18 protein-coding genes are annotated in these 18,739 nt (G+C 59.2%); 10 read left to right on the top strand and 8 right to left on the bottom strand.

Features of this window, described 5'->3' with window-relative positions; translation table 11 throughout:
• Positions 1 to 155: 155 nt before the first annotated feature.
• Positions 156 to 1,475, bottom strand: a complete 1,320-nt coding sequence (locus tag N8H74_RS22355; protein ID WP_217830323.1) for an Nramp family divalent metal transporter — start codon at positions 1,473 to 1,475, stop codon at positions 156 to 158.
• A gap of 112 nt (positions 1,476 to 1,587) precedes the next feature.
• Positions 1,588 to 2,127: a chalcone isomerase family protein gene (locus N8H74_RS22360; RefSeq protein ID WP_262150355.1), complete on the bottom strand. Its 540-nt coding sequence runs from the start codon at positions 2,125 to 2,127 to the stop codon at positions 1,588 to 1,590.
• 147 nt (positions 2,128 to 2,274) lie between these two features.
• Here N8H74_RS22360 and N8H74_RS22365 point away from each other — a divergent pair, with 147 nt between their 5' ends.
• Together N8H74_RS22365 and N8H74_RS22370 are read left to right on the top strand one after the other, a co-directional pair.
• Entirely contained in the window at positions 2,275 to 3,051 is a 777-nt protein-coding gene (locus tag N8H74_RS22365; protein WP_217830327.1) for a hypothetical protein, read from the top strand.
• Positions 3,052 to 3,137: 86 nt separating this feature from the next.
• A complete protein-coding gene (locus N8H74_RS22370) occupies positions 3,138 to 3,704 on the top strand; it encodes a hypothetical protein (protein WP_262150357.1) in 567 nt (188 codons plus the stop codon).
• A 3-nt stretch (positions 3,705 to 3,707) separates the two neighbouring features.
• Here N8H74_RS22370 and N8H74_RS22375 read toward each other — a convergent pair whose 3' ends face one another.
• Positions 3,708 to 4,424 (bottom strand): dienelactone hydrolase family protein, encoded by a 717-nt coding sequence (locus N8H74_RS22375; RefSeq protein WP_262150359.1) that lies wholly within the window; start codon positions 4,422 to 4,424, stop codon positions 3,708 to 3,710.
• A gap of 236 nt (positions 4,425 to 4,660) precedes the next feature.
• On the opposite strand from N8H74_RS22375, the gene N8H74_RS22380 reads away from it, so the two are divergent.
• Entirely contained in the window at positions 4,661 to 6,940 is a 2,280-nt protein-coding gene (locus N8H74_RS22380) for a hypothetical protein (protein WP_262150361.1), read from the top strand.
• A gap of 53 nt (positions 6,941 to 6,993) precedes the next feature.
• Here the strand turns inward: N8H74_RS22380 and N8H74_RS22385 are convergent, their stop codons facing one another.
• From N8H74_RS22385 to N8H74_RS22395, 3 genes are all read right to left on the bottom strand, one after another.
• On the bottom strand, positions 6,994 to 8,106 hold the full coding sequence (locus N8H74_RS22385; RefSeq protein ID WP_262150363.1) for a succinylglutamate desuccinylase/aspartoacylase family protein: 1,113 nt from the start codon (positions 8,104 to 8,106) through the stop codon (positions 6,994 to 6,996).
• A gap of 192 nt (positions 8,107 to 8,298) precedes the next feature.
• Entirely contained in the window at positions 8,299 to 9,078 is a 780-nt protein-coding gene (locus tag N8H74_RS22390) for an ABC transporter substrate-binding protein (RefSeq protein ID WP_262150365.1), read from the bottom strand.
• 240 nt (positions 9,079 to 9,318) lie between these two features.
• The gene (locus N8H74_RS22395; protein WP_262150367.1) at positions 9,319 to 9,741 is read right to left on the bottom strand and encodes a rhodanese-like domain-containing protein; all 423 of its coding nucleotides are present in this window, start codon (positions 9,739 to 9,741) and stop codon (positions 9,319 to 9,321) included.
• Between the two features lie 103 nt (positions 9,742 to 9,844).
• Between N8H74_RS22395 and ftrA the strand changes: the two genes are divergently transcribed.
• Positions 9,845 to 10,819, top strand: coding sequence for a transcriptional regulator FtrA (ftrA, locus tag N8H74_RS22400; protein WP_262150369.1), 975 nt, complete (start codon positions 9,845 to 9,847; stop codon positions 10,817 to 10,819).
• A 118-nt stretch (positions 10,820 to 10,937) separates the two neighbouring features.
• Here the strand turns inward: ftrA and cobF are convergent, their stop codons facing one another.
• Both cobF and N8H74_RS22410 read right to left on the bottom strand, forming a co-directional pair.
• A complete protein-coding gene (gene cobF, locus N8H74_RS22405) occupies positions 10,938 to 11,693 on the bottom strand; it encodes a precorrin-6A synthase (deacetylating) (RefSeq protein WP_262150371.1) in 756 nt (251 codons plus the stop codon).
• Positions 11,693 to 12,262, bottom strand: a complete 570-nt coding sequence (locus tag N8H74_RS22410; RefSeq protein ID WP_262150372.1) for a histidine phosphatase family protein — start codon at positions 12,260 to 12,262, stop codon at positions 11,693 to 11,695. The genes cobF and N8H74_RS22410 overlap by 1 nt, the downstream gene beginning before the upstream one ends.
• A 321-nt stretch (positions 12,263 to 12,583) precedes the next feature.
• Between N8H74_RS22410 and N8H74_RS22415 the strand changes: the two genes are divergently transcribed.
• From N8H74_RS22415 to N8H74_RS22440, 6 genes are all read left to right on the top strand, one after another.
• Positions 12,584 to 13,438, top strand: coding sequence for a MurR/RpiR family transcriptional regulator (locus N8H74_RS22415; protein ID WP_262150374.1), 855 nt, complete (start codon positions 12,584 to 12,586; stop codon positions 13,436 to 13,438).
• Positions 13,439 to 13,440: 2 nt separating this feature from the next.
• Positions 13,441 to 14,085 (top strand): isochorismatase family cysteine hydrolase, encoded by a 645-nt coding sequence (locus N8H74_RS22420; protein WP_262150376.1) that lies wholly within the window; start codon positions 13,441 to 13,443, stop codon positions 14,083 to 14,085.
• Positions 14,082 to 15,413: a glutamine synthetase gene (locus N8H74_RS22425; RefSeq protein WP_262150378.1), complete on the top strand. Its 1,332-nt coding sequence runs from the start codon at positions 14,082 to 14,084 to the stop codon at positions 15,411 to 15,413. Before N8H74_RS22420 ends, N8H74_RS22425 begins: the two co-directional genes overlap by 4 nt.
• Positions 15,397 to 16,149 carry an N-formylglutamate amidohydrolase gene (locus N8H74_RS22430; RefSeq protein WP_262150380.1) on the top strand — a complete coding sequence of 251 codons (753 nt, stop codon included), beginning with the start codon at positions 15,397 to 15,399 and terminating at the stop codon, positions 16,147 to 16,149. The genes N8H74_RS22425 and N8H74_RS22430 overlap by 17 nt, the downstream gene beginning before the upstream one ends.
• Positions 16,150 to 16,237: 88 nt before the next feature.
• On the top strand, positions 16,238 to 17,587 hold the full coding sequence (locus tag N8H74_RS22435; RefSeq protein WP_217830364.1) for an APC family permease: 1,350 nt from the start codon (positions 16,238 to 16,240) through the stop codon (positions 17,585 to 17,587).
• A 117-nt stretch (positions 17,588 to 17,704) separates the two neighbouring features.
• Entirely contained in the window at positions 17,705 to 18,721 is a 1,017-nt protein-coding gene (locus N8H74_RS22440; protein WP_262150381.1) for an arginine N-succinyltransferase, read from the top strand.
• Positions 18,722 to 18,739: the final 18 nt, after the last annotated feature.

Below are 18,739 nucleotides of genomic sequence, written 5' to 3' on the forward strand. Positions count from 1 at the left end.
GCCACAGCGAGGGGCCGAACGCCGGGGCAAAGCCTTTTGGGTTACCTTTTTGGCGTCTGAAAAAGGTGACTCGCCGTCAGGGCGAAACCGCCAGCAAAAACACCCGCAGCAACGGATATTCACACGACCCCAATCCCAACCCCAATCCCCAACCCTCACCCCATCAACTGCAAAATCAACCACCCATTAGCCCCACTGATCACCCCGAACAACCCCCAGGCCAAAACCCGCGTCGGCAACCGATTCACAAAACCACCCATCAACCGCCGATCATTGGTCATCCGGATCAACGGATAAAGCGCAAACGGCAACTGCAGACTCAACACCACCTGACTCAACACCAACAACTTGCCCACCGCCCCATCCCCCATCAGCCAAACGCCAATGAACGCCGGGATCAGCGCCAGCCCACGCGTAATCAAACGCCGCTGCCAGCAAGGAATCCGCAGATTGAGATAGCCCTCCATGATCACCTGCCCGGCAATGGTCCCGGTAAAGGTCGAACTCTGCCCCGACGCCAGCAACGCCACGCCAAACAACACACTAGCCAGCGCCCCGCCCACCAGCGGGTCGAGCAAGTGATACGCGTCCTGAATGTCCACCACATCGGTATGCCCGGACTGATGAAACGCAGCCGCCGCCAGAATCAGGATCGCCGCGTTGACCAGCAACGCCAGCGCCAGCGAACCGATGGTGTCGATGCGCGCCAGTTTCACCGCGTCCTGCTTGCTCGGCAGATCCTTGCCGATCAGCCGGGTCTGCACGATCGAAGTGTGCAAGTACAGGTTGTGCGGCATCACCGTGGCGCCGAGGATGCCGATGGCCAGGTACAACGGCGCGGCATCGCTGATGGCCGACAGCGAAGGTTTGAAGCCCTGGGCGACGTCCGGCCAGAACGGTTTGATCAACAGCAGCTCGACGAAGAAACAGGCGCCAATGGTGGCGACCAGCACCAGCATGATCGCCTCCAGCCGCCGAAAACCACGGTTCTGCAAGGCCAGCACCAGCAAGGTGTCGAACGCGGTCAGGGCGATGCCGAAGGTCAGCGAACAGCCCAATAACAAGTGAAACGCCAGGGCGCAACCGAGCACTTCGGCCAGGTCGGTGGCGATGATCGAGATCTCCGCCAGCACCCATTGCAGGCGTGCGGTCGGCGTGCTGTAGCGCTCGCGGCACAGTTGCGCCAGATCGCGCCCGGTGGCGATGCCCAGGCGCGAGCACAGGCATTGCACGACCATCCCCGCCAGACTCGCCAGCAACACCACGAACAACAGGCTGTAACCGAAGCGCGAACCGGCCTCGATGGCCGTCGCCCAATTGCCCGGGTCCATGTAGCCGATCGACACCAGCAAACCGGGACCGGCAAAGCGCAGCACGCGCTTGAAGAACGAGGCGTTGGGATCAACCGGAACACTGCCGGCCACTTCCGGCGGACAGAACGGCGCCGTGGCGATTTTGGGCAAACTGAATTTCACGCACACATCCAGAAACAAGTCGAAAGACGCAGCTTAGACGTTTCGACTTGTGTCGTGTAGCGCGCAAAGGGCAACAACGCCAGCAACTGCCACGGCACTCGAACGATTGCGGCTAAGGCCGACCGCCACCCAGCAACTGCTGACGCAACTGCGGACTGCGCGTACGCGGGTCAAACCAGATATCGAAAAACGCGCGGGCAAACAGCGGATCATCAATTTCATGCTGCAATCGCTGCCCGACGAAAAACCGCGCGCCCTGGCCTGGCAGATAAACGCCGGTGATCCGCGTACCGGCCTGCACATCGACAAACGACTGTTGCATCTGCGTTTGCCACCCGGCCAATTGCGCAGGGCTGACACTGGCACCGGCCAGACGCTTGATTTCATCGACGCTGGCCTTGACCAGATCGTCCCGGGAAATAGTGCGCCGATAAATCAGTTCCAGCGCGAACGGCTGGCCCTCCGCCAAGGGTCGCGCGGAACTCCAAAGGCGAGCGTTGTAAACATCGAACCCGAACACACTGAAGTCACCGCTGCCGATGATTTGCGCACCGGGCACCGCGTCCTGCCAACTCGCCCAGGTCGGCGTCAGCAACAAGGCCCACAAGCCGATTCCGCAACATCCACGAAACACCCTCGGCGCCCTGTTCATTGCGTATCGACTCCGGGAAACCCTGATAGTCAGAGCATAGTCGGCGATTGCACCGGGCACTTTGTATACAAAAATTGCAGACACATGCAGCAATCAGTTACCAGCAGTGCTACCGTGACCGCCTCTCACACCACGGAGACTCCCCGCGTGCTGATCCTCAAGTTGCTGCTGATTCCCGGTTTTCTGCTACTGATTTCCCTGGCGGGAAAACGCTGGGGGCCGAGTGTCGCCGGGTGGCTGTCGGGGTTGCCGGTGGTGGTCGGGCCGATTCTGTTTTTTCTCGCCATCGAGCAAGGCCCGACATTTGCCGCGCAATCGGCAGTGGCCGCGCTTTCAGCCATGTTTGCGATGATCGCGTTCTGCATCACCTACGCGCAGGTGGCGCAACGGGCGAACTGGCCGTGGGCGTTGATGATTTCGCTGACGGTGTGGGCCGTGATCGCGCTGGTGTTGTCGCTGATTCCAGCGTCGCTGCCCTTCTCGGTCGCTGCAGCGGCAACGGCGCTGCTCGCCGCGCCCCACCTGTTTCCCAACGTGCAACCGGTGATCGGCGGCCCGGCGCCGAAGTCGGACAGGCTGATCTGGCGGATGATCGCCGGCGCAGCGTTGACCCTGGTGGTGACAATGCTCGCCAGCACCGTCGGCGAACGCTGGAGCGGTCTGCTCGCGGTGTTCCCGGTGCTCGGCAGCGTGATGGCGGTGTTCTCCCAGCAGACTCGCGGCCCGGCCTTCACCGCCGCCTTGCTGCGGGCGACGGCCATCGGGATGTACTCGTTTTCCGCGTTCTGCCTGGTGACGGCGCTGACCTTGCCAAGCCTGGGCCTCGGCGGGTTTGCCGTTGGCGTGGCGGTGTCCGTGGCGATGCTGGGCGTCACCCGGCAGTTGCTCGCCCGCCCGGCCCCGAAACAGAGCCTGCCTCAGTAAAAGCTGACAGACGAATCGCGCTGGAGTGTCAGACATGCTCCGTGGGATGATCGCCGCCCAAGCGCGATCACCCTTCGGAGTTTCAAATGTCATTGCTGTCCAAGAAAGCCGTCGTCCTGTTGCTGGCGGCGGTTGCCGGTTTCGGCGCCATCAACGCCCAGGCGGCCAAGGCCAAGGAAAAAGCCGTCGCCGCCAGCGTATCGATGCTCGGCGGCAAATTCATCTTCACCCTGCCCAAAGGCTTTATCGGTGACCCGATCCCTCCGGGACCGACCGGTGCCAACGGCAACATGTACACCAACCAGACGACCAAAACCGTGGTGATCGCCGCCGAGAACGATCTGCCGGGCCAACCCAACCTCAAGGACAACGACAGCGCATTCCTCGATGACACCGTCGACTCGTTCGTCAAGGAACAACGCAAGGGCCTGTCGGACTTCAACAAGCTCAGCGAAAAGAGCCTGACCCTGAAAAAATCCGGGCTGGGCGTGCGTCAGGTCGACAGCACCGTGACCCAGGGCGGCGGTTTGACCCTCACCACCACGCTGATGGCCGGCTCGGGCAACCGCATGGCGATCGTGCAGATCATCTCGCGCCCGACCGACACCAAAGGTCACGACGAATTGGTCAACCGGATCGTTTCCGGTCAGTGACCGTCAGGGATTGAGCGTCTGCAACCAGCCGTTCAAATCCCGCAATTCGGCCGCGCTGATGCTGTGGCCGACACCCGGATAGGCATGGAACTGCGGCTGGTAGGCCAGGCGTTGCAACAGCGTATCGGCCTCGGTGCCGCCACTGTAAGGCACGCGGTCGTCGGCGGTGCCATGGCCGATGAAGATCGCCAGCGACGCCGGTGGCGGATCGGTCTTCAGCTCATTCTTGAGTACCGGCAACACACGCCCGCTCAATGCCGCGATGCCACCGACCGCCGCCGGCTGCCGCAACCCCACCTCATACGTCATCATCGCGCCCTGGCTGAAGCCGATCAGGTACACCTTGTCCGGCCGGGCGTGATACTTCTGCGCTGCTGCCGCGATGAATGCCCGCAGTTTCTGGCTGCTGGCCTTCAGATCATCGCTCTCGCCGTTGTAGGCACCGTCGCCCTTCTTGCGAAACCACTGGAAACGCCCTTCGCCCAGCGCCATCGGCGCCTGCACCGACAGGTAGTTGTACTGCGGGGGTAGCTGAAATTTCATACCGATCAGATCGGCTTCGTTACTGCCGTAGCCGTGCAGGAAAATCACCAGTGGCCGCGACTCGGCATCAGGATGAACCTGTGCCAGGTAGTTGAGCGGCAGATCGCTTTGCAGCGAGGTTTGAGCCTGGACGGCGCTGGACGCCAGGAGGGTCAGCAGAGCAAACACCTTCAACATAAGCCTTCCTTCACAGAGGTGCAGGGTTCGGGGCAGAGCCTAACACTGTTGCGATCAATCAAAAAAAAGCAATTGTGAAAAGCCAACACTACCTCAGAAATTTGATCAGAAAAACGTCGCACTCAAAAACAAATCATCTAGACTCACTTAATATTTTCTAAATAAACTTCACCCTTCCTTACAATAACGTTTCAAAAATCGATCGCAAAATCAGGTTATTTTTAAAGAGAATAAAAATGGTCACACCTCATAATTCAAAAGCCCAATCTACAGCAGTTTCTTATCAACTACACTCTCTAGGTTGGAAAGCATTCCAGCAGCTTTGCTCAACAATATTGGGAGATATTTGGGGGCAAACATTTCAGATCTTCTCTGACACCAATGACGGAGGAAGAGATGGAGCTTTTAGTGGAAGCTGGCAAAATAAATCTGGAGAAAATTACTCTGGAAGCTTCGCAGTTCAATGTAAATTCACCTCAAACTCAGCCACAATCTTAAAAATTAGTAATTTAACAGACGAATTAGATAAAGCCCAGCGACTAGCAGCCAAAAACCTCGCAAATAATTATTTTATTTTTTCAAATGCAAAATTAACTGGAAATAACGAAGAAAAAATAAAGGAGGCATTTGAAGCCATAACCGGAATAAATAATTTTGTAATTTACGGAGAAGAGAAAATCACCGCTTTAATCCATGAAAACCCTCGACTTCGAATGCTAGTTCCTCGAGTCTATGGCTTGGGCGATTTAAGTCAAATTTTAGATGAGCGTGCTTATGCACAAGGAGTTGAAATTTTAAGCTCGTTAGGAGACGACTTAAAAAAATTTGTCATTACTGATGCCTATCAACGCAGTGCTCGCGCATTAGTAAGCCATGGCTTTGTTCTTTTACTCGGTGAGCCTGCATGTGGGAAATCCACAATCGCAGCTGCTCTTGCTCTAGGGGCAGCTGATGAGTGGAGATGTTCAACTATCAAAATCACAGACGCCGATAGCTTTATACAACACTCAAACCCACACGAAAAAGATCAATTTTTCTGGGTTGATGACGCATTCGGCGCAACTCAACTAGACATTCAAAAAACTATAGCATGGAACAACACCTTCCCCCACATCCAAGCTGCTATCAATCGTGGATCAAAAATAATTTTTACATCACGTAGCTATATTTTTCATGCTGCAAAAAATCTATTAAAGCAGTCCGCTCTTCCTGTATTTAAAGAATCGCAAGTGGTTATTAATGTGGAACAAATATCTACAAGCGAGAGAGAGCAAATATTATACAATCATATAAAACTCGGCTCACAGACCTTAGAATTCAAAAAAACCATAAAGCCTTATCTCAAGGAAGTTGCCAAGCTAAAGTCATTCACTCCAGAAATAGCACGCAGATTAGGAGGTAAAGAGTTTACGAAGAAACTGGTCATATCTCCTTCAGGGTTAGCAGACTTCGTTGATAGACCGATGGAATTCCTGAAAGAGGTTATTGAGACTTTAGATATCAACAGCCGCGCAGCAATAGCACTCATATTTATGAGGGGCGGGGCTATTGCAAGCCCTGTAAATCTTGACGAAAAGGAAGCGCGTGCAATTTTTCGTATGGGAGGGAATGAAGGACTATTACGAAGCTCACTGACAGCCCTTGACGGGAGTCTAATCGCAAATATCAACCAAGACGGAAACTACGAATGGAGATTCAAACACCCAACGATACGAGACGTTTTTGCCTCCATGGTTGCTGAAGACCGAGAGCTAATGGATATATACATCGCTGGGACGCCGCTTCCACAAATCTTTCGCGAAGTATCCTGCGGAAATATGGAAATCCAAGGTGTCAAGGTAATTATTCCAAAGAGCAGATACACCGATCTCATCAACAGGATGCAAAAACTTATAAATGACCATACAAACCGCGACTCTTTAAATCGTTTTTTAGCTCATCGATGTGACGCAGACTTTCTCAACGATTTTTTTTCAAAAAACCCTCAACACCTTGAAGGATTAAACATTAGATCCTACATGTCTGCAGTTTCAGACGTAAGTTTAATTACAAGACTCCACACATGCAAAATACTTCCAGAAACGCTGCGAATAAAACATATAGAAAAAATAAAAAAACTAGCCATATCAATACCAGATTCAGATTTTTTAAGTAAAAACATTATAAAAATTTTCGAAAAAAACGAACTTGACGACATACTTAAAGAGGTAAAAATTGCTTTACTTCCAAATCTAGAGGAAACAATCAATGACTGGCATAGTGATCACAACGAGTCTGAAGACCCAGCAAGTCATTTCAACACTCTTACATCTGCACTAAGGGATTATCAAAAAGCACTAGAAGATGACGAAGAGGCTTATGAGTTAATTGAGAAGGCTTTCGACCTTATAGATGAATCAATTTATGAATTAAGAAAAAACCATTATGGAGAACAAGAGCTTGATTACGAATATCGCGACCATTACAAACTACCAACGAGTGATTCCCGATCTATCTTTGATGATATCGATCAATAAAGATCAAACCAGCGACTCATAGTAATAACTCATGAGTCGCTGGCTAACGAACTTCAGTCGTTGATCAGCTTGCCCACCCGGATCGGCTCGCGCCCGGCCACTTTCGCCTGCCAGATCCCCGGCTGCGTGTAACGCCCGCGATCGATGGCAAACAGCACTCCGCTGGTGCCGGCGCGCACGGTGGTCACCCGGTCATTCAACGGATCGACCACTTCAAACAGGGCATCGCCCTTCTCCACCCATTCCCCGGCATCACGCAGGAAACTCACCACGCCATGGTGCGGCGCGAACAGGTACTCGGTGCCTTCGAACGGCATGCCTTCGCAGCATTCGCCCGGTGCCGCCGGCCATTCACCGCTGATGAAACCCTGCTCGGCCAGGAAACCCAGAATCGCTTCGCAATTGGCCTGGGCCTGATCGACACGGGTGTCGCCCATGCTGCCCAGCTCAAGCGTGGTCGCCAGGTTGGCCGCCGGGATTGCCGCGTTCGGGAACGCCCGCGCCAGCCGCAGCCAGGGCGACGAACACGACTCGTCGAACGAACTGCCGCCGGAATCCTCGCACAGCAGCGCCACGCCAGCCTTCAGACGTGCGGCCAGGGATTGCCACTGCGGCCAGTGTTGCGGCAGCGCATAGATATGAATCGCCGCGTCGAAATCGCAATGCAGATCCAGCGTGATGTCGGCATCGCAGGCGTGACGCAGCAACAAACGATGCAGCGCTTCCAGTTGCGAGGCCGGTGCCGGCAGGTCGTCGAGCACCTGGCCCATGGTCTGGCGAATCAGGACGATGTTGGCCTCGGCATCGGCGCCCAGGCGCTCACCGATCAATGCCGCGACCGGCGCGCTGAGTTCAACGAAGGCACGGTTGAAATTCTTGCCGCTGCCCAGCTCGAAACGGCCCATGTGGCTGCCCTGCAAATGCTGGTCGAGGCCAATCGGGTTGGCCACCGGCACCAGTTCGATCACCCCTTGCAGACGGCCCTGTTGTTCGAGTTCGGCAAGGCGCTTTTTCAGCTCCCAGGCGGTACGCATCCCCGGCAGTTCATCGGCGTGCAGGCTGGCCTGGATGTAAACCTTGCGCGGGCCGGCGCCGTAACGGAACACGCTGAGGGAGCGTTCGCTGCCCAGGTGGCTCCACGGCAGAAGATGATCGATGCGTTGCATGGGCGTTCTCCAGAATGCTTGAACGGCGAAAATCACCTGTGGGAGCGGGCTTGCTCGCGAATGAGATTTAACGGTCAACGAAGAGGTTGAATGTCTGACCGCATTCGCGAGCAAGCCCGCTTCCACAGGTATTTCGTCTGGATGAAAAAAGTGGTCGCCCTCGGCGGGCGACCACTTATTTTTTACGGCGTATCAATGGCCGTAAACATCAAAGTCGAAATACTTGTCCTGCACGGCCTTGTACTTGCCGTTGGCGCGGATTTCGCCGATGGCGGTGTTGAATTTGTCCGCCAGCTCCGTGTCGCCTTTGCGCACGGCGATACCGGCGCCACCGCCGAAGTACTTGGCGTCTTCGTAGGTCGGGCCGACGAATTCGAAGCCTTTGCCGGCGTCGGTTTTCAGGAAACCGTCGCTCAGGTTGACCGAGTCGGCCAGCATCGCGTCGATACGCCCGGCCACCATGTCCAGGTTGGCTTCCTGTTGCGAGCCGTAACGCACCAGGTCGATCCCGGCCGGGACCAGCACTTCGGTGGCGTAGCGGTCATGGGTACTGGCACGCAGCACGCCGACTTTCTTGCCCTTGAGTTCGGTCAGCGGGTCTTTGACGCCCGAGCCTTCCTTCATCACGAAGCGCGCCGGGGTGTGGTAGTACTTGATGGTGAAGTCGACGTTTTTCTTGCGGTCGTCAGTGATGGTCATGGACGACAGGATCGCGTCGATCTTCTTCACTTTCAGCGCCGGGATCAGGCCGTCGAACTCCTGCTCGACCCAGGTGCATTTGACTTTCATCTGCTCACACAGCGCATCGCCGATGTCCACGTCGAAACCGGTCAGTTTGCCGTCAGGGGTTTTCATCGAGAATGGCGGGTAACCCGCTTCGATACCGATGCGGATCGGCTTGGCGTCTTCGGCCACGGCCGTCAGGGACAACATCGACAGTGCCAGGGCACCGAACATAACCAGCTTTTTCATTTATTACTCCCGTGTGCGGAGGCTTTTATTGGCAGCTTTGGATTCAGCGTCCGGTCATGGCTTTTTCAAAGCAAAAACCGAAGTGGCCGGAGTCTATGGCGGCGCGCACGGGGCAAATTGTTTTTAAGCGACAAATACTTATAGAAAATCGGCGCACCTTTCAGCATCGGAAAAGAGTGCGCCATGTCGGTGCGAAAGCTGTAGGACAAGACCTGCAAGCGATCACATTGGCTGCCGGTTTCAGCAGGCGCAACTGATCGGAGTGGTCACCGGCACGCTCAATGTGAAGCCCTCATCCAGCCACCCGGTCACGCCGCCGATCATCTCCTTGACCGGATACCCCAGCGCCGCCAGTTTCACCGCTGCCTTGTTGGCGCCGTTGCAATGGGGGCCGGCGCAATAGACCACGAACAGCGTGGTTTTCGGGTATGCCGCCAGCGTCTCGGCATTCAGCAGACGCCCCGGCAGGTTGATCGCCCCCGGTACGTGCCCGCGCTCAAAGGCCACCGGCCCGCGTACATCCAGCAGCACAAAATCCAGCTCACCCGCCTCCTGGCTGCTGAAGACGTCGGAACAATCGGTTTCGAAAGTCAGACGGTTGCTGAAATGCATCAGGGCAATGGCGGAGGGGGCAGCAGAAATTTCGCGAACCAGGCTGGTCATGGGGGTGTTGCTCCTACGTCTGTGTGGGTGTGAACAGACTTTATCGAGCTGCCGCTTGCCGCTACAGTGGCGCACAAGACACTCACCGGGAATTTTCCGCCAAATGCCTGCCTCCCCTGGATTGGTCGCGATCCTGGCCTACGATGGCCTCTGCACCTTCGAATTCGGCATCGCCGTGGAGGTCTTCGGCCTCGCTCGGCCAGAGTTCGATTTCCCTTGGTACACGCATCGCATCGCGGCGGTCGATCAAGGCCCGATGCGCGCCATGGGCGGGATTCAAGTGCTGGCCGACGGTGGTCTGGAATTGCTGGCCGAGGCGCGCACCATCATCATTCCCGGCTGGCGCGACCGCAGCGCCCCGGTGCCGGAACCGTTGCTCGATGCATTGCGCCAGGCCCACGCACGCGGCGCACGCCTGCTGTCGATCTGCTCCGGGGTGTTTGTACTGGCGGCCAGCGGCTTGCTCAACGGACACGGCGCCACCACCCATTGGCGCTACGCAGCGGAACTGGCCGAGCGGTTTCCAGAGATTGCGGTGGATCCGGATGTGCTCTATGTCGACGCCGGGCAGTTGATTACGTCGGCGGGCAGCGCGGCCGGGATCGACGCCTGCCTGCATCTGGTGGCGCGGGATTTCGGCACGCAGATCGCCAACGCGGTGGCGCGGCGGCTGGTGATGTCGCCGCAGCGCACGGGCGGCCAGGCGCAATTCATTCCCACCCCGGTCAGCCCGACACCGCGCAGCGATCTGTCGCGGGTCATGCAATGGGCGCGCGAGCGTTTGCATGAACCACTGGAAGTGCGCGATCTGGCCAGTGAAGCCGCGATGAGCGAGCGGACCTTTTTACGAAGATTCACCGAGGCCAGCGGCCAGTCGCCCAAGACCTGGCTGCAACACGAGCGCCTGGCCCGCGCACGGGAACTGCTCGAAAGCAGTCCGCTCAACACCGAGCAGATCGCCCTGCGCTGTGGTTACCGTTCGGTGGAAAGTTTTCGCGTGGCGTTTCGCAGCGTGGTCGGCGTGCCGCCGTCGGTGTATCGCGAGCGGTTCGGACGCGAGGCCAGGGTGATTTCCTGAGGTGCCTGAGCGGACGCCTTCGCGGGCAAGCCCTGCTCCCACATGAAAATCAGAGATCACATCATTGCTGTGGGGGCCGGGCTTGCCCGCGAAGAGGCCGGCCCGATCAACCCCTGACTCAAGGCTTGCGCAACAGATAGGTATCCATGATCCACCCATGCGCCAGCCGGGCCGCCTTGCGCACCCGCTCGATCTCATCGGCGACCTCGCCCAGCTTGCCGCTGATCAGGATCTCGTCCGGCGTGCCGAGGTAGGCGCCCCAGTAAATCTCGGTCTCCGGGTCCGCCACCTGATGGTAGGAATCTTCGGCATCGAGCATCACCACCAGGCTGTCCGTGTCACTCACCTGCCCCGCCGCCAGACGCCGGCCGGTGGTGATTTCAATCGAACGCCCGATCGTGTTCAGCGGCACCTTATGCTGCGCCGCCAGGGCTTGCACGCTGGTGATGCCGGGGATCACCTCGAACTGGAACTGACAGTGCCCGTCCGCCAGAATCGCTTGCAGGATGCGAACGGTGCTGTCGTACAACGCCGGATCGCCCCACACCAGAAAACCGCCGCACTGGCCGTCAGCCAATTCGTCATCGATCAGGCGTTCGAAGGTCTGCTGCTTGGCGCGGTTCAGATCATCGACGCTGGTGGTGTAGTCCACTTCGCCACGCTCGCGCTCCGGGCTGTGGGCTTCGGCGAAACGATAAGGGTGATCGGTGATGTAGCGCTCGCAGATGTCCCGGCGCAGGTCGATCAACTTGTCTTTGCTCTGGCCCTTGTCCATCAGGAAAAACACGTCCACCCGATTCAGCGCCTTCACCGCCTGCATCGTGATGTAGTCCGGGTTGCCGGCGCCAATGCCGATGACCAGCAATCGCTTCATCAAAGAACTCCTTCAGGTTCGATCGCACACAAGCGTAGCCGCCAGCGCCCGGCGAAACGCAACTCGACCGCCGCCAGCGGCTCGACATCGATACTGTGCAACGCCTCCCCTTGCATCACCTGCATCAGCGCCGCGCGAATGAAAAACGGATGGGTGACCGCCACGACATGGCCCGGCGTGTTTTGCAGGGAAGCCAGCCACGCGGCCACGCGCTCGCCCAGTTGTGCCACGGATTCACCGCCGTGGGGCGCTGCATGAGGATCATCGAGCCAGGCCTGCAACGCCTCGGGTTCGTCCCGTTGCAGCGCCTTGATCGACTGGCCTTGCCAGCGGCCCCAATCGCAATCGCGCAGGGCCGGATCAATCTGCGCATCGCGGCCAAACCACTCGGCGGTCTGCCGGGTACGCCATTCCGGGCCACAAATCAGACGGCGCGGCGCAATGAATCGGGCGCTCAGGGACGCGGACGCCAGTCCGGTCTCTTCAACAGGTTCGTTCGTAGGAAAACACGCCAATTTTTGTGCGACGGTTCTGGCATGGCAAATCAATGTCAAACGCGTGGCCTGCACGGTCAATCACTCGCTAGGAAAGCCATCAAGGTTATCGGCGAAATGCCAATGTGGCGGCAATTGTGCCGTAAACAGCCGGGTTGCAGGCAGTCGGTGATAGTGGCTATGCCACAATCCGGCGGCAATGTCTGACACCGTTATGGGCAATGGACTACAAACCCTGTCGGCATCCGTGTAGCCCCCGTTACACGGGCGTCTCGCTCCATTTTGGGGCGTTCATTCAACCGCCAAAAATTCACTAGACATGTAACGTAAATTACATAAATACTGTTTTAACGGATTGTGAAGCGAATTCTACATACCCATCCAGCAGGAGCCCGGATGCCCCCTCTCAGAGACCTGATCACCGATCCCGGCCTGGATCTTACGCCGTCGGAGCGCAAAGTCGTTCGCGCCTTGCTCGATCAGTATCCACGCAATGGCCTTGGTCCCATGGCACGCCTGGCGGAACACGCCGGCGTCAGCGATCCGACCATCGTGCGCCTGGTAAAAAAGCTGGGTTTCGGCGGTTATGCCGAGTTCCAGGACGCCCTTCTCAGTGACATGGACCATCGCCTGCGCTCGCCGCGCACCCTGTTGCAGCCCCGCTCGCACCAGAGCAACGACGACGCCTGGAGTCATTATCTGGCGGACAGTCATCGTCTGCTGGTCGAAACCCAGGCACTGACCCAACCGGAAGATGTGCGGATCCTTGCCGACTGGCTGCTCGACGCCCGGCATCAGGTGTACTGCTTTGGCGGGCGTTTCAGCAGCCTGCTGTCGACTTACCTGCTCAATCACCTGCGCCTGCTGCGCCCCGGCTGCTTCACTCTGGAAGACAACGCGCAACTGCCGGACCGGCTGTTCGACCTGCAACGCCAGGACGTGGTGCTGGTATTCGACTATCGCCGCTACCAGAGCCAGGCCCTGCGCGTAGCCAGCGCGGCGAAGAACAGCAACGCACGGGTGGTGCTGTTTACCGACATCTATGCCTCGCCGCTGCGTGAGCTGGCGGACCTGATCATCAGCGCCCCGGTGGAATGGGCCTCACCGTTCGACACTTTGGTGCCGGCAATGGCGCAGATCGAGGCGCTGATCGCCTGCCTGGCGCTGCGCAACCCCGATCTGGCCGATCGCCTGGAAGGCATCGATGCCCTGCGCAACGACTTCGACACCCACTTGCTGGAGGATAAATAAGGATGTTCAGCCTTCCCCACCGCTCGCCGCGGGATCTGCCGTTTGTCACCGACCACACCGCGTTGCTGCTGGTGGACATGCAGCGCGCCTGGCTCGAACCGCAGTTCGACGCGCATCTCGAAGGCCCGCAGGCGACGTACTTCCTGAACCGTGCCCGCACGCAAGTGGTGCCCAATCAACGCCGGCTGCTCGAGGCATTTCGCCAGGCACGGCAGAACGTGCTGCACACGATCATCGAAAGCCTGACCGCCGACGGTCGCGACCGCTCCCTCGATCACAAGCTGTCGGACATGCACCTGCCCAAGGGCAGCCCGCAGGCCCAGGTGATTGCCGAGCTGACCCCGGTGGAGAACGAAATCGTCCTGCCCAAGACCTCGTCCGGGGTCTTCAACTCGACCAACATCGACTACGTGCTGCGCAACCTTGAAACCCGCCACCTGATCATTGCCGGCATCGTCACCGATCAGTGCGTCGACATGGCCGTGCGCGATGCCGCCGACCGTGGCTACCTGGTCACGCTGGTCGCCGACGCCTGCGCCACTTACACCGCCGAACGACACGACGCCTGCCTCAACGCGATCAAGGGCTATTGCTGGATCACCGACACCGACACCGTGCTCGGTCGCCTGCGGGAGATGCAGCCATGAGCGAACGCCTGTCGCCGCTGCCGATGACCACCATCGTCACCACTGACCTGATCGGCATCACCCGGGGCCGCTCGTTTCCCACCGACGAGCTGGAGCACTATCAGGCCGCCGGTTGCGGCTGGGTGCCGGCCAACAGCGCGCTGACGCCGCAGGACATCATTGCCTCGAGCAACCCGTGGGGCGCCTATGGCGACTTGCGGCTGATTCCCGACCTGTCGAGCCGCGTCACCGTCGGCAATGGCCCGGATCCGCAGGCCCCGGCGCTGGACTTCATCCACGGCGACATCCGCGAGACCGATGGCCGCGCATGGGCGGCCTGCCCGCGCACGCTGTTGCGCGATGAAGTCGAGCGTTATCGCGATGAACTCGGCTTGCAGGTCAACGCGGCGTTCGAACACGAATTCAATCTGCATGCAGGTTTTGCCGAACACCTGGCGTTCTCCCTCGAGGCCCAGCGCCAGGGCGCCGAATTCGGTGGCTGGCTGCTCAGTGCGCTGCGCGCCGGCGGTGTCGAGCCAGAAATGTTCCTGCCCGAATACGGCAAACATCAATACGAAATCACCTGCCGTCCGGCCCTCGGCGTGGCGGCGGCGGATCGCGCGGTGAACGTGCGCGAGATCACCCGCGAGATTGCCCGGCAGATGGGCCTGGACCTGAGTTTCGCCCCGAAGACCGCCGCCGATGCGGTGTGCAATGGCGTACACCTGCACGTCAGTCTGCTCGATCTGGGCGGTCAGCCGATGCTCTATGACGCCGGCACCAGCAACGGCCTGTCGACCCTCGGCCAGCACTGGGCGGCGGGCGTACTGCATTACTTGCCGGCGCTGTGTGCGTTGACCGCGCCGACACCCGTGTCCTACGAACGTTTGCAACCGCATCACTGGAGCGCGTCCTATGCCTGCCTCGGCCAACAGAACCGCGAGGCGGCACTGCGCATCTGCCCGACCGTGAGCCTGAGCAGCAAATCCGTGGCGGCGCAGTACAACCTCGAGTTCCGCGCCATGGACGCCACCGCCTCGCCACACCTGGCGATGGCTGCGCTGCTGATCGCCGGACGCCTGGGCATCGAACAGCGCCTGGCACTGAATGCGATCACCGATGACATTCCCGACTCACTCAACGACGAGCAACGCAAGGCCCGGGGCATCGTTGCCCTGCCCGCCTCCCTGGCTCAGGCACTGGATTGCCTGCGCCGCAGCGAAGCGCTGATCGAAGCGCTGCCGAGCGCGCTGCTCGAAACCTTTTTCGCCCTTAAAACCGAGGAACTGGCGCTGACGGAACAGCTCTCGCCCGCTGACTTGTGTGAGCACTATGCACGCCTGTACTGAATCCGCCGAGCTGGGGCTGTACACCCGGCCGGTCTACAACCTGAGTCGCGAAGACTCGACGCATCCGCTGATCCTGGTGTGCGAACACGCCAGCCGCTACATCCCCGCCGCCCTGAACAACCTGGGCCTGGATGACGCCGCTGCGCGCGAACACATCGCCTGGGACATCGGAGCGCTGGAGCTGGCCGGACAATTGTCCGAAAACCTCGGTGCAACATTGCTCAGCGCCAATTATTCGCGGCTGCTGATCGACCTCAACCGCCCACGGCATGCCCCCGACAGCATCCCGGCGCAGAGCGAGATCTATCAGGTTCCGGGCAACCGCGATCTGGACGAAGTGACCCGCGAATACCGTCGCCAGTGCCTGTTCAAGCCGTTTCACACACGGCTGCAGCAATTGATCGATGAACGCCTGGCCCGGGGCTTGCCGGTGCGGGTGGTGGGGATTCACAGTTTCACCCCGGTGTATTACGGCCAGCCGCGCGATCTGGAAGTGGGCGTGCTGTTCGGTCAGGCGCAGGATTACGCCCGACGCCTGCTCGACGGCCTCGAACGACACCCGTTGAAAGTCGCTGGCAACCAGCCGTACCGGATTGACCCGCTGGGCGACATGACCGTACCGGTACACGGCGATGCCCGCGGCCTGGAATCGGTGCTGATCGAGGTCCGCAACGATCTGCTGCGCAGCCCCGAAGCGGTGTCACGCTGGACCGGATACCTTGCTCCACTGCTGTAAAGACTGTTTTGAAAGGCTGCTGACGCGGTAAACGACGGACCGATATAACAACTAAAACGACCGATTGGCTGACAAGGAGTTGCGCTTCATGGAAATAGAAGAATTCGGCTACAAGCAGGAGCTTAAACGCAGCCTGACGCTGACCGATCTGGTGGTGTACGGCATGATCTTCATGATCCCCATCGCCCCGTTCGGCGTGTACGGCTACGTCAACGCCGAGGCACCGGGGATGGTGCCGCTGGCCTACATCATAGGCATGGTGGCGATGGTCTTCACCGCGCTGAGCTACGGCAGCATGGCCCGGGCGTTTCCGATTGCCGGTTCCGTGTACTCCTACGCGCAGCGGGGCCTGAATCAGCATGTCGGCTTCATCGCCGGCTGGCTGATGCTTCTCGATTACCTGCTGATTCCACCGCTGCTCTACGTTTATGCGGCGATGGCGCTCAACCACCTGTACCCGGACATCCCGAAAGTCGGGTTCATCCTGGCGTTCCTGGTCAGCGCAACCTTCGTCAACCTGCGCGGCATCACGTTCACCGCGCGGATGAACATCCTGTTCCTGCTGGCGCAACTGGTGGTGCTGGGGATTTTCCTGTTCTACGCCTGGAATGCCCTGCACAACGGTGGCGGCAATGGCCAGTTGACCCTGGCGCCGCTGTATCACCCGGAAACCTTCAACTTCGCCCTGCTGATGCAAGCGGTGTCGATTGCCGTGCTGTCGTTCCTCGGTTTCGATGCGATCTCCACCCTCGCCGAAGAGATCAAGGGCGATCCGGGCCGCAGCGTCGGCAAGGCAGCGCTGATCACGCTGGTGGTGATGGGGGTGATTTTCGTGGTGCAAACCTGGATCGCCACCGATCTGGCGGCGGGCATGGGTTTCAAATCCGCCGACACCGCGTTCTATGAAATCGCCGAAATCGCCGCCGGCAGCTGGCTGGCGACCCTGACCGGTGTCGCCACCGCCCTGGCCTGGGGCGTGGCAGTGGCCATCACCTCGCAAGCCGCCGTCTCGCGCCTGCTGTTCGGCATGGCCCGTGACGGCAAGCTGCCGAAAGTGCTGGCCAAGGTTCATCCCAAGCACAACACGCCGTACCTGAGCATTTACCTGGTGGCGGTGCTGTCGCTGGTGATCTGCTACCTGTTCATCAATTCGGTGGACACCCTGACCTCGCTGGTCAACTTCGGCGCGCTGAGCGGTTTCATGCTGCTGCACCTGACTGTCATCAACTACTACTGGCGTCGGCAGAAGTCCGGTCAGGTGATCCGTCACCTGATCTGCCCGGTGATCGGCTTCGTCATCGTCGCGGCCATCATGTACAACATGGGTGTCGATGCGCAAAAACTCGGCCTGATCTGGATCGCGCTGGGCCTGGTGTACCTGTTCTTCCTGAACAAGCTCGGCGCCAGTACCGCGCTGCCTGACCCGAGCAATGGCTGACAAGAAAAAGAGCGGCGTCTGACAACAAATCAGGCGACCGCCGATTTAACGCGTGGAAACCGACAGTGATAGTCAGGTTCGGCGATTCGTCGAACCTTTTGATACAGGAGTGCATCCATGCTGGTCTTACGCCCAGTCGAGCCAACCGACCTGCCTCAACTGCAACAATTGGCCCGCGACAGCCTGGTCGGCGTGACGTCCCTGCCGGACGACAGCGAACGCCTGGGCGAGAAGATCGCCGGCTCCCGCGATTCGTTCGACAGCGAAGGCAGCGCCCATGGCCCGGAGAACTATTTCTTCGTCCTGGAAGACCTCGACAACCGGTGCCTGGTCGGCTGCTCGGAGATTCTTGCCACCGCCGGGTACGACGAGCCGTTCTACAGCCTGCGCAACCGCCATTTCACCAGCGCCTCGCGTGAGCTGAACATCGAGCACGGCGTGCCGGCGCTGTCGTTGTGTCATGACCTCAGCGGCCACACGCTGCTGCGTGGTTTCCACATCGACGCGGCGCTGGTGCGCACGCCGTTTTCCGAATTGCTGTCGCGGGCGCGGCTGCTGTTCATCGCCGCCCACGGGCAACGTTTCGCCGAAGCGGTGATCACCGAAATCGTCGGTTACAGCGATGAACAGGGCCATTCGCCGTTCTGGGATGCCCTGGGCAAGCACTTCTTCGATCTGCCCTACGCCGAGGCCGAACGCCTGTGCGGCTTGCAGAGCCGCACGTTTCTCGCCGAACTGATGCCGCAATACCCGATTTACGTACCGATGCTGTCCCAGGCGGCGCAGGACTGCATCGGCCGCATCCACCCCGATGGCCAGGAAGCGTTCGACATCCTCGAGCGCGAAGGCTTTGAAACCAACAGCTACATCGACCTGTTCGATGCCGGCCCGACCCTGTATGCACGCACCGCGAACATCCGTTCGATCGCCCGCAGCCAGACCGTCACCGTCTGCCGGCAGGCCCAGATCGATGCCCGGGGTCGCTACCTGCTGAGCAACGACGCGCTGCACGGATTCCGCGCCATCGTCGCTGAACTGGATTACCAGCCTGGTCAATCCCTGGCGCTCACCCCGGCCATGTGCGCGGCGTTGCAGGTCAGCGATGGCGCCAGCGTACGGCTGACAGCCCTGTGAACCGCGCCCCTACCCCAC

The organism is Pseudomonas sp. B2M1-30 (assembly GCF_025447575.1).
GTDB classification, from domain to species: Bacteria; Pseudomonadota; Gammaproteobacteria; order Pseudomonadales; family Pseudomonadaceae; genus Aquipseudomonas; species Aquipseudomonas botevensis.

Excerpts from the sequence above, each read along its gene's own strand:
- N8H74_RS22360 (WP_262150355.1), bottom strand. The coding sequence starts at position 2,127 with ATGAACAGGGCGCCGAGGGTGTTTCGTGGATGTTGCGGAATCGGCTTG.
- N8H74_RS22370 (WP_262150357.1), top strand. The coding sequence starts at position 3,138 with ATGTCATTGCTGTCCAAGAAAGCCGTCGTCCTGTTGCTGGCGGCGGTT.
- N8H74_RS22375 (WP_262150359.1), bottom strand. The coding sequence starts at position 4,424 with ATGTTGAAGGTGTTTGCTCTGCTGACCCTCCTGGCGTCCAGCGCCGTC.
- N8H74_RS22380 (WP_262150361.1), top strand. The coding sequence starts at position 4,661 with ATGGTCACACCTCATAATTCAAAAGCCCAATCTACAGCAGTTTCTTAT.
- N8H74_RS22385 (WP_262150363.1), bottom strand. The coding sequence starts at position 8,106 with ATGCAACGCATCGATCATCTTCTGCCGTGGAGCCACCTGGGCAGCGAA.
- N8H74_RS22390 (WP_262150365.1), bottom strand. The coding sequence starts at position 9,078 with ATGAAAAAGCTGGTTATGTTCGGTGCCCTGGCACTGTCGATGTTGTCC.
- N8H74_RS22395 (WP_262150367.1), bottom strand. The coding sequence starts at position 9,741 with ATGACCAGCCTGGTTCGCGAAATTTCTGCTGCCCCCTCCGCCATTGCC.
- ftrA (WP_262150369.1), top strand. The coding sequence starts at position 9,845 with ATGCCTGCCTCCCCTGGATTGGTCGCGATCCTGGCCTACGATGGCCTC.
- cobF (WP_262150371.1), bottom strand. The coding sequence starts at position 11,693 with ATGAAGCGATTGCTGGTCATCGGCATTGGCGCCGGCAACCCGGACTAC.
- N8H74_RS22415 (WP_262150374.1), top strand. The coding sequence starts at position 12,584 with ATGCCCCCTCTCAGAGACCTGATCACCGATCCCGGCCTGGATCTTACG.
- N8H74_RS22420 (WP_262150376.1), top strand. The coding sequence starts at position 13,441 with ATGTTCAGCCTTCCCCACCGCTCGCCGCGGGATCTGCCGTTTGTCACC.
- N8H74_RS22425 (WP_262150378.1), top strand. The coding sequence starts at position 14,082 with ATGAGCGAACGCCTGTCGCCGCTGCCGATGACCACCATCGTCACCACT.
- N8H74_RS22430 (WP_262150380.1), top strand. The coding sequence starts at position 15,397 with ATGCACGCCTGTACTGAATCCGCCGAGCTGGGGCTGTACACCCGGCCG.
- N8H74_RS22435 (WP_217830364.1), top strand. The coding sequence starts at position 16,238 with ATGGAAATAGAAGAATTCGGCTACAAGCAGGAGCTTAAACGCAGCCTG.
- N8H74_RS22440 (WP_262150381.1), top strand. The coding sequence starts at position 17,705 with ATGCTGGTCTTACGCCCAGTCGAGCCAACCGACCTGCCTCAACTGCAA.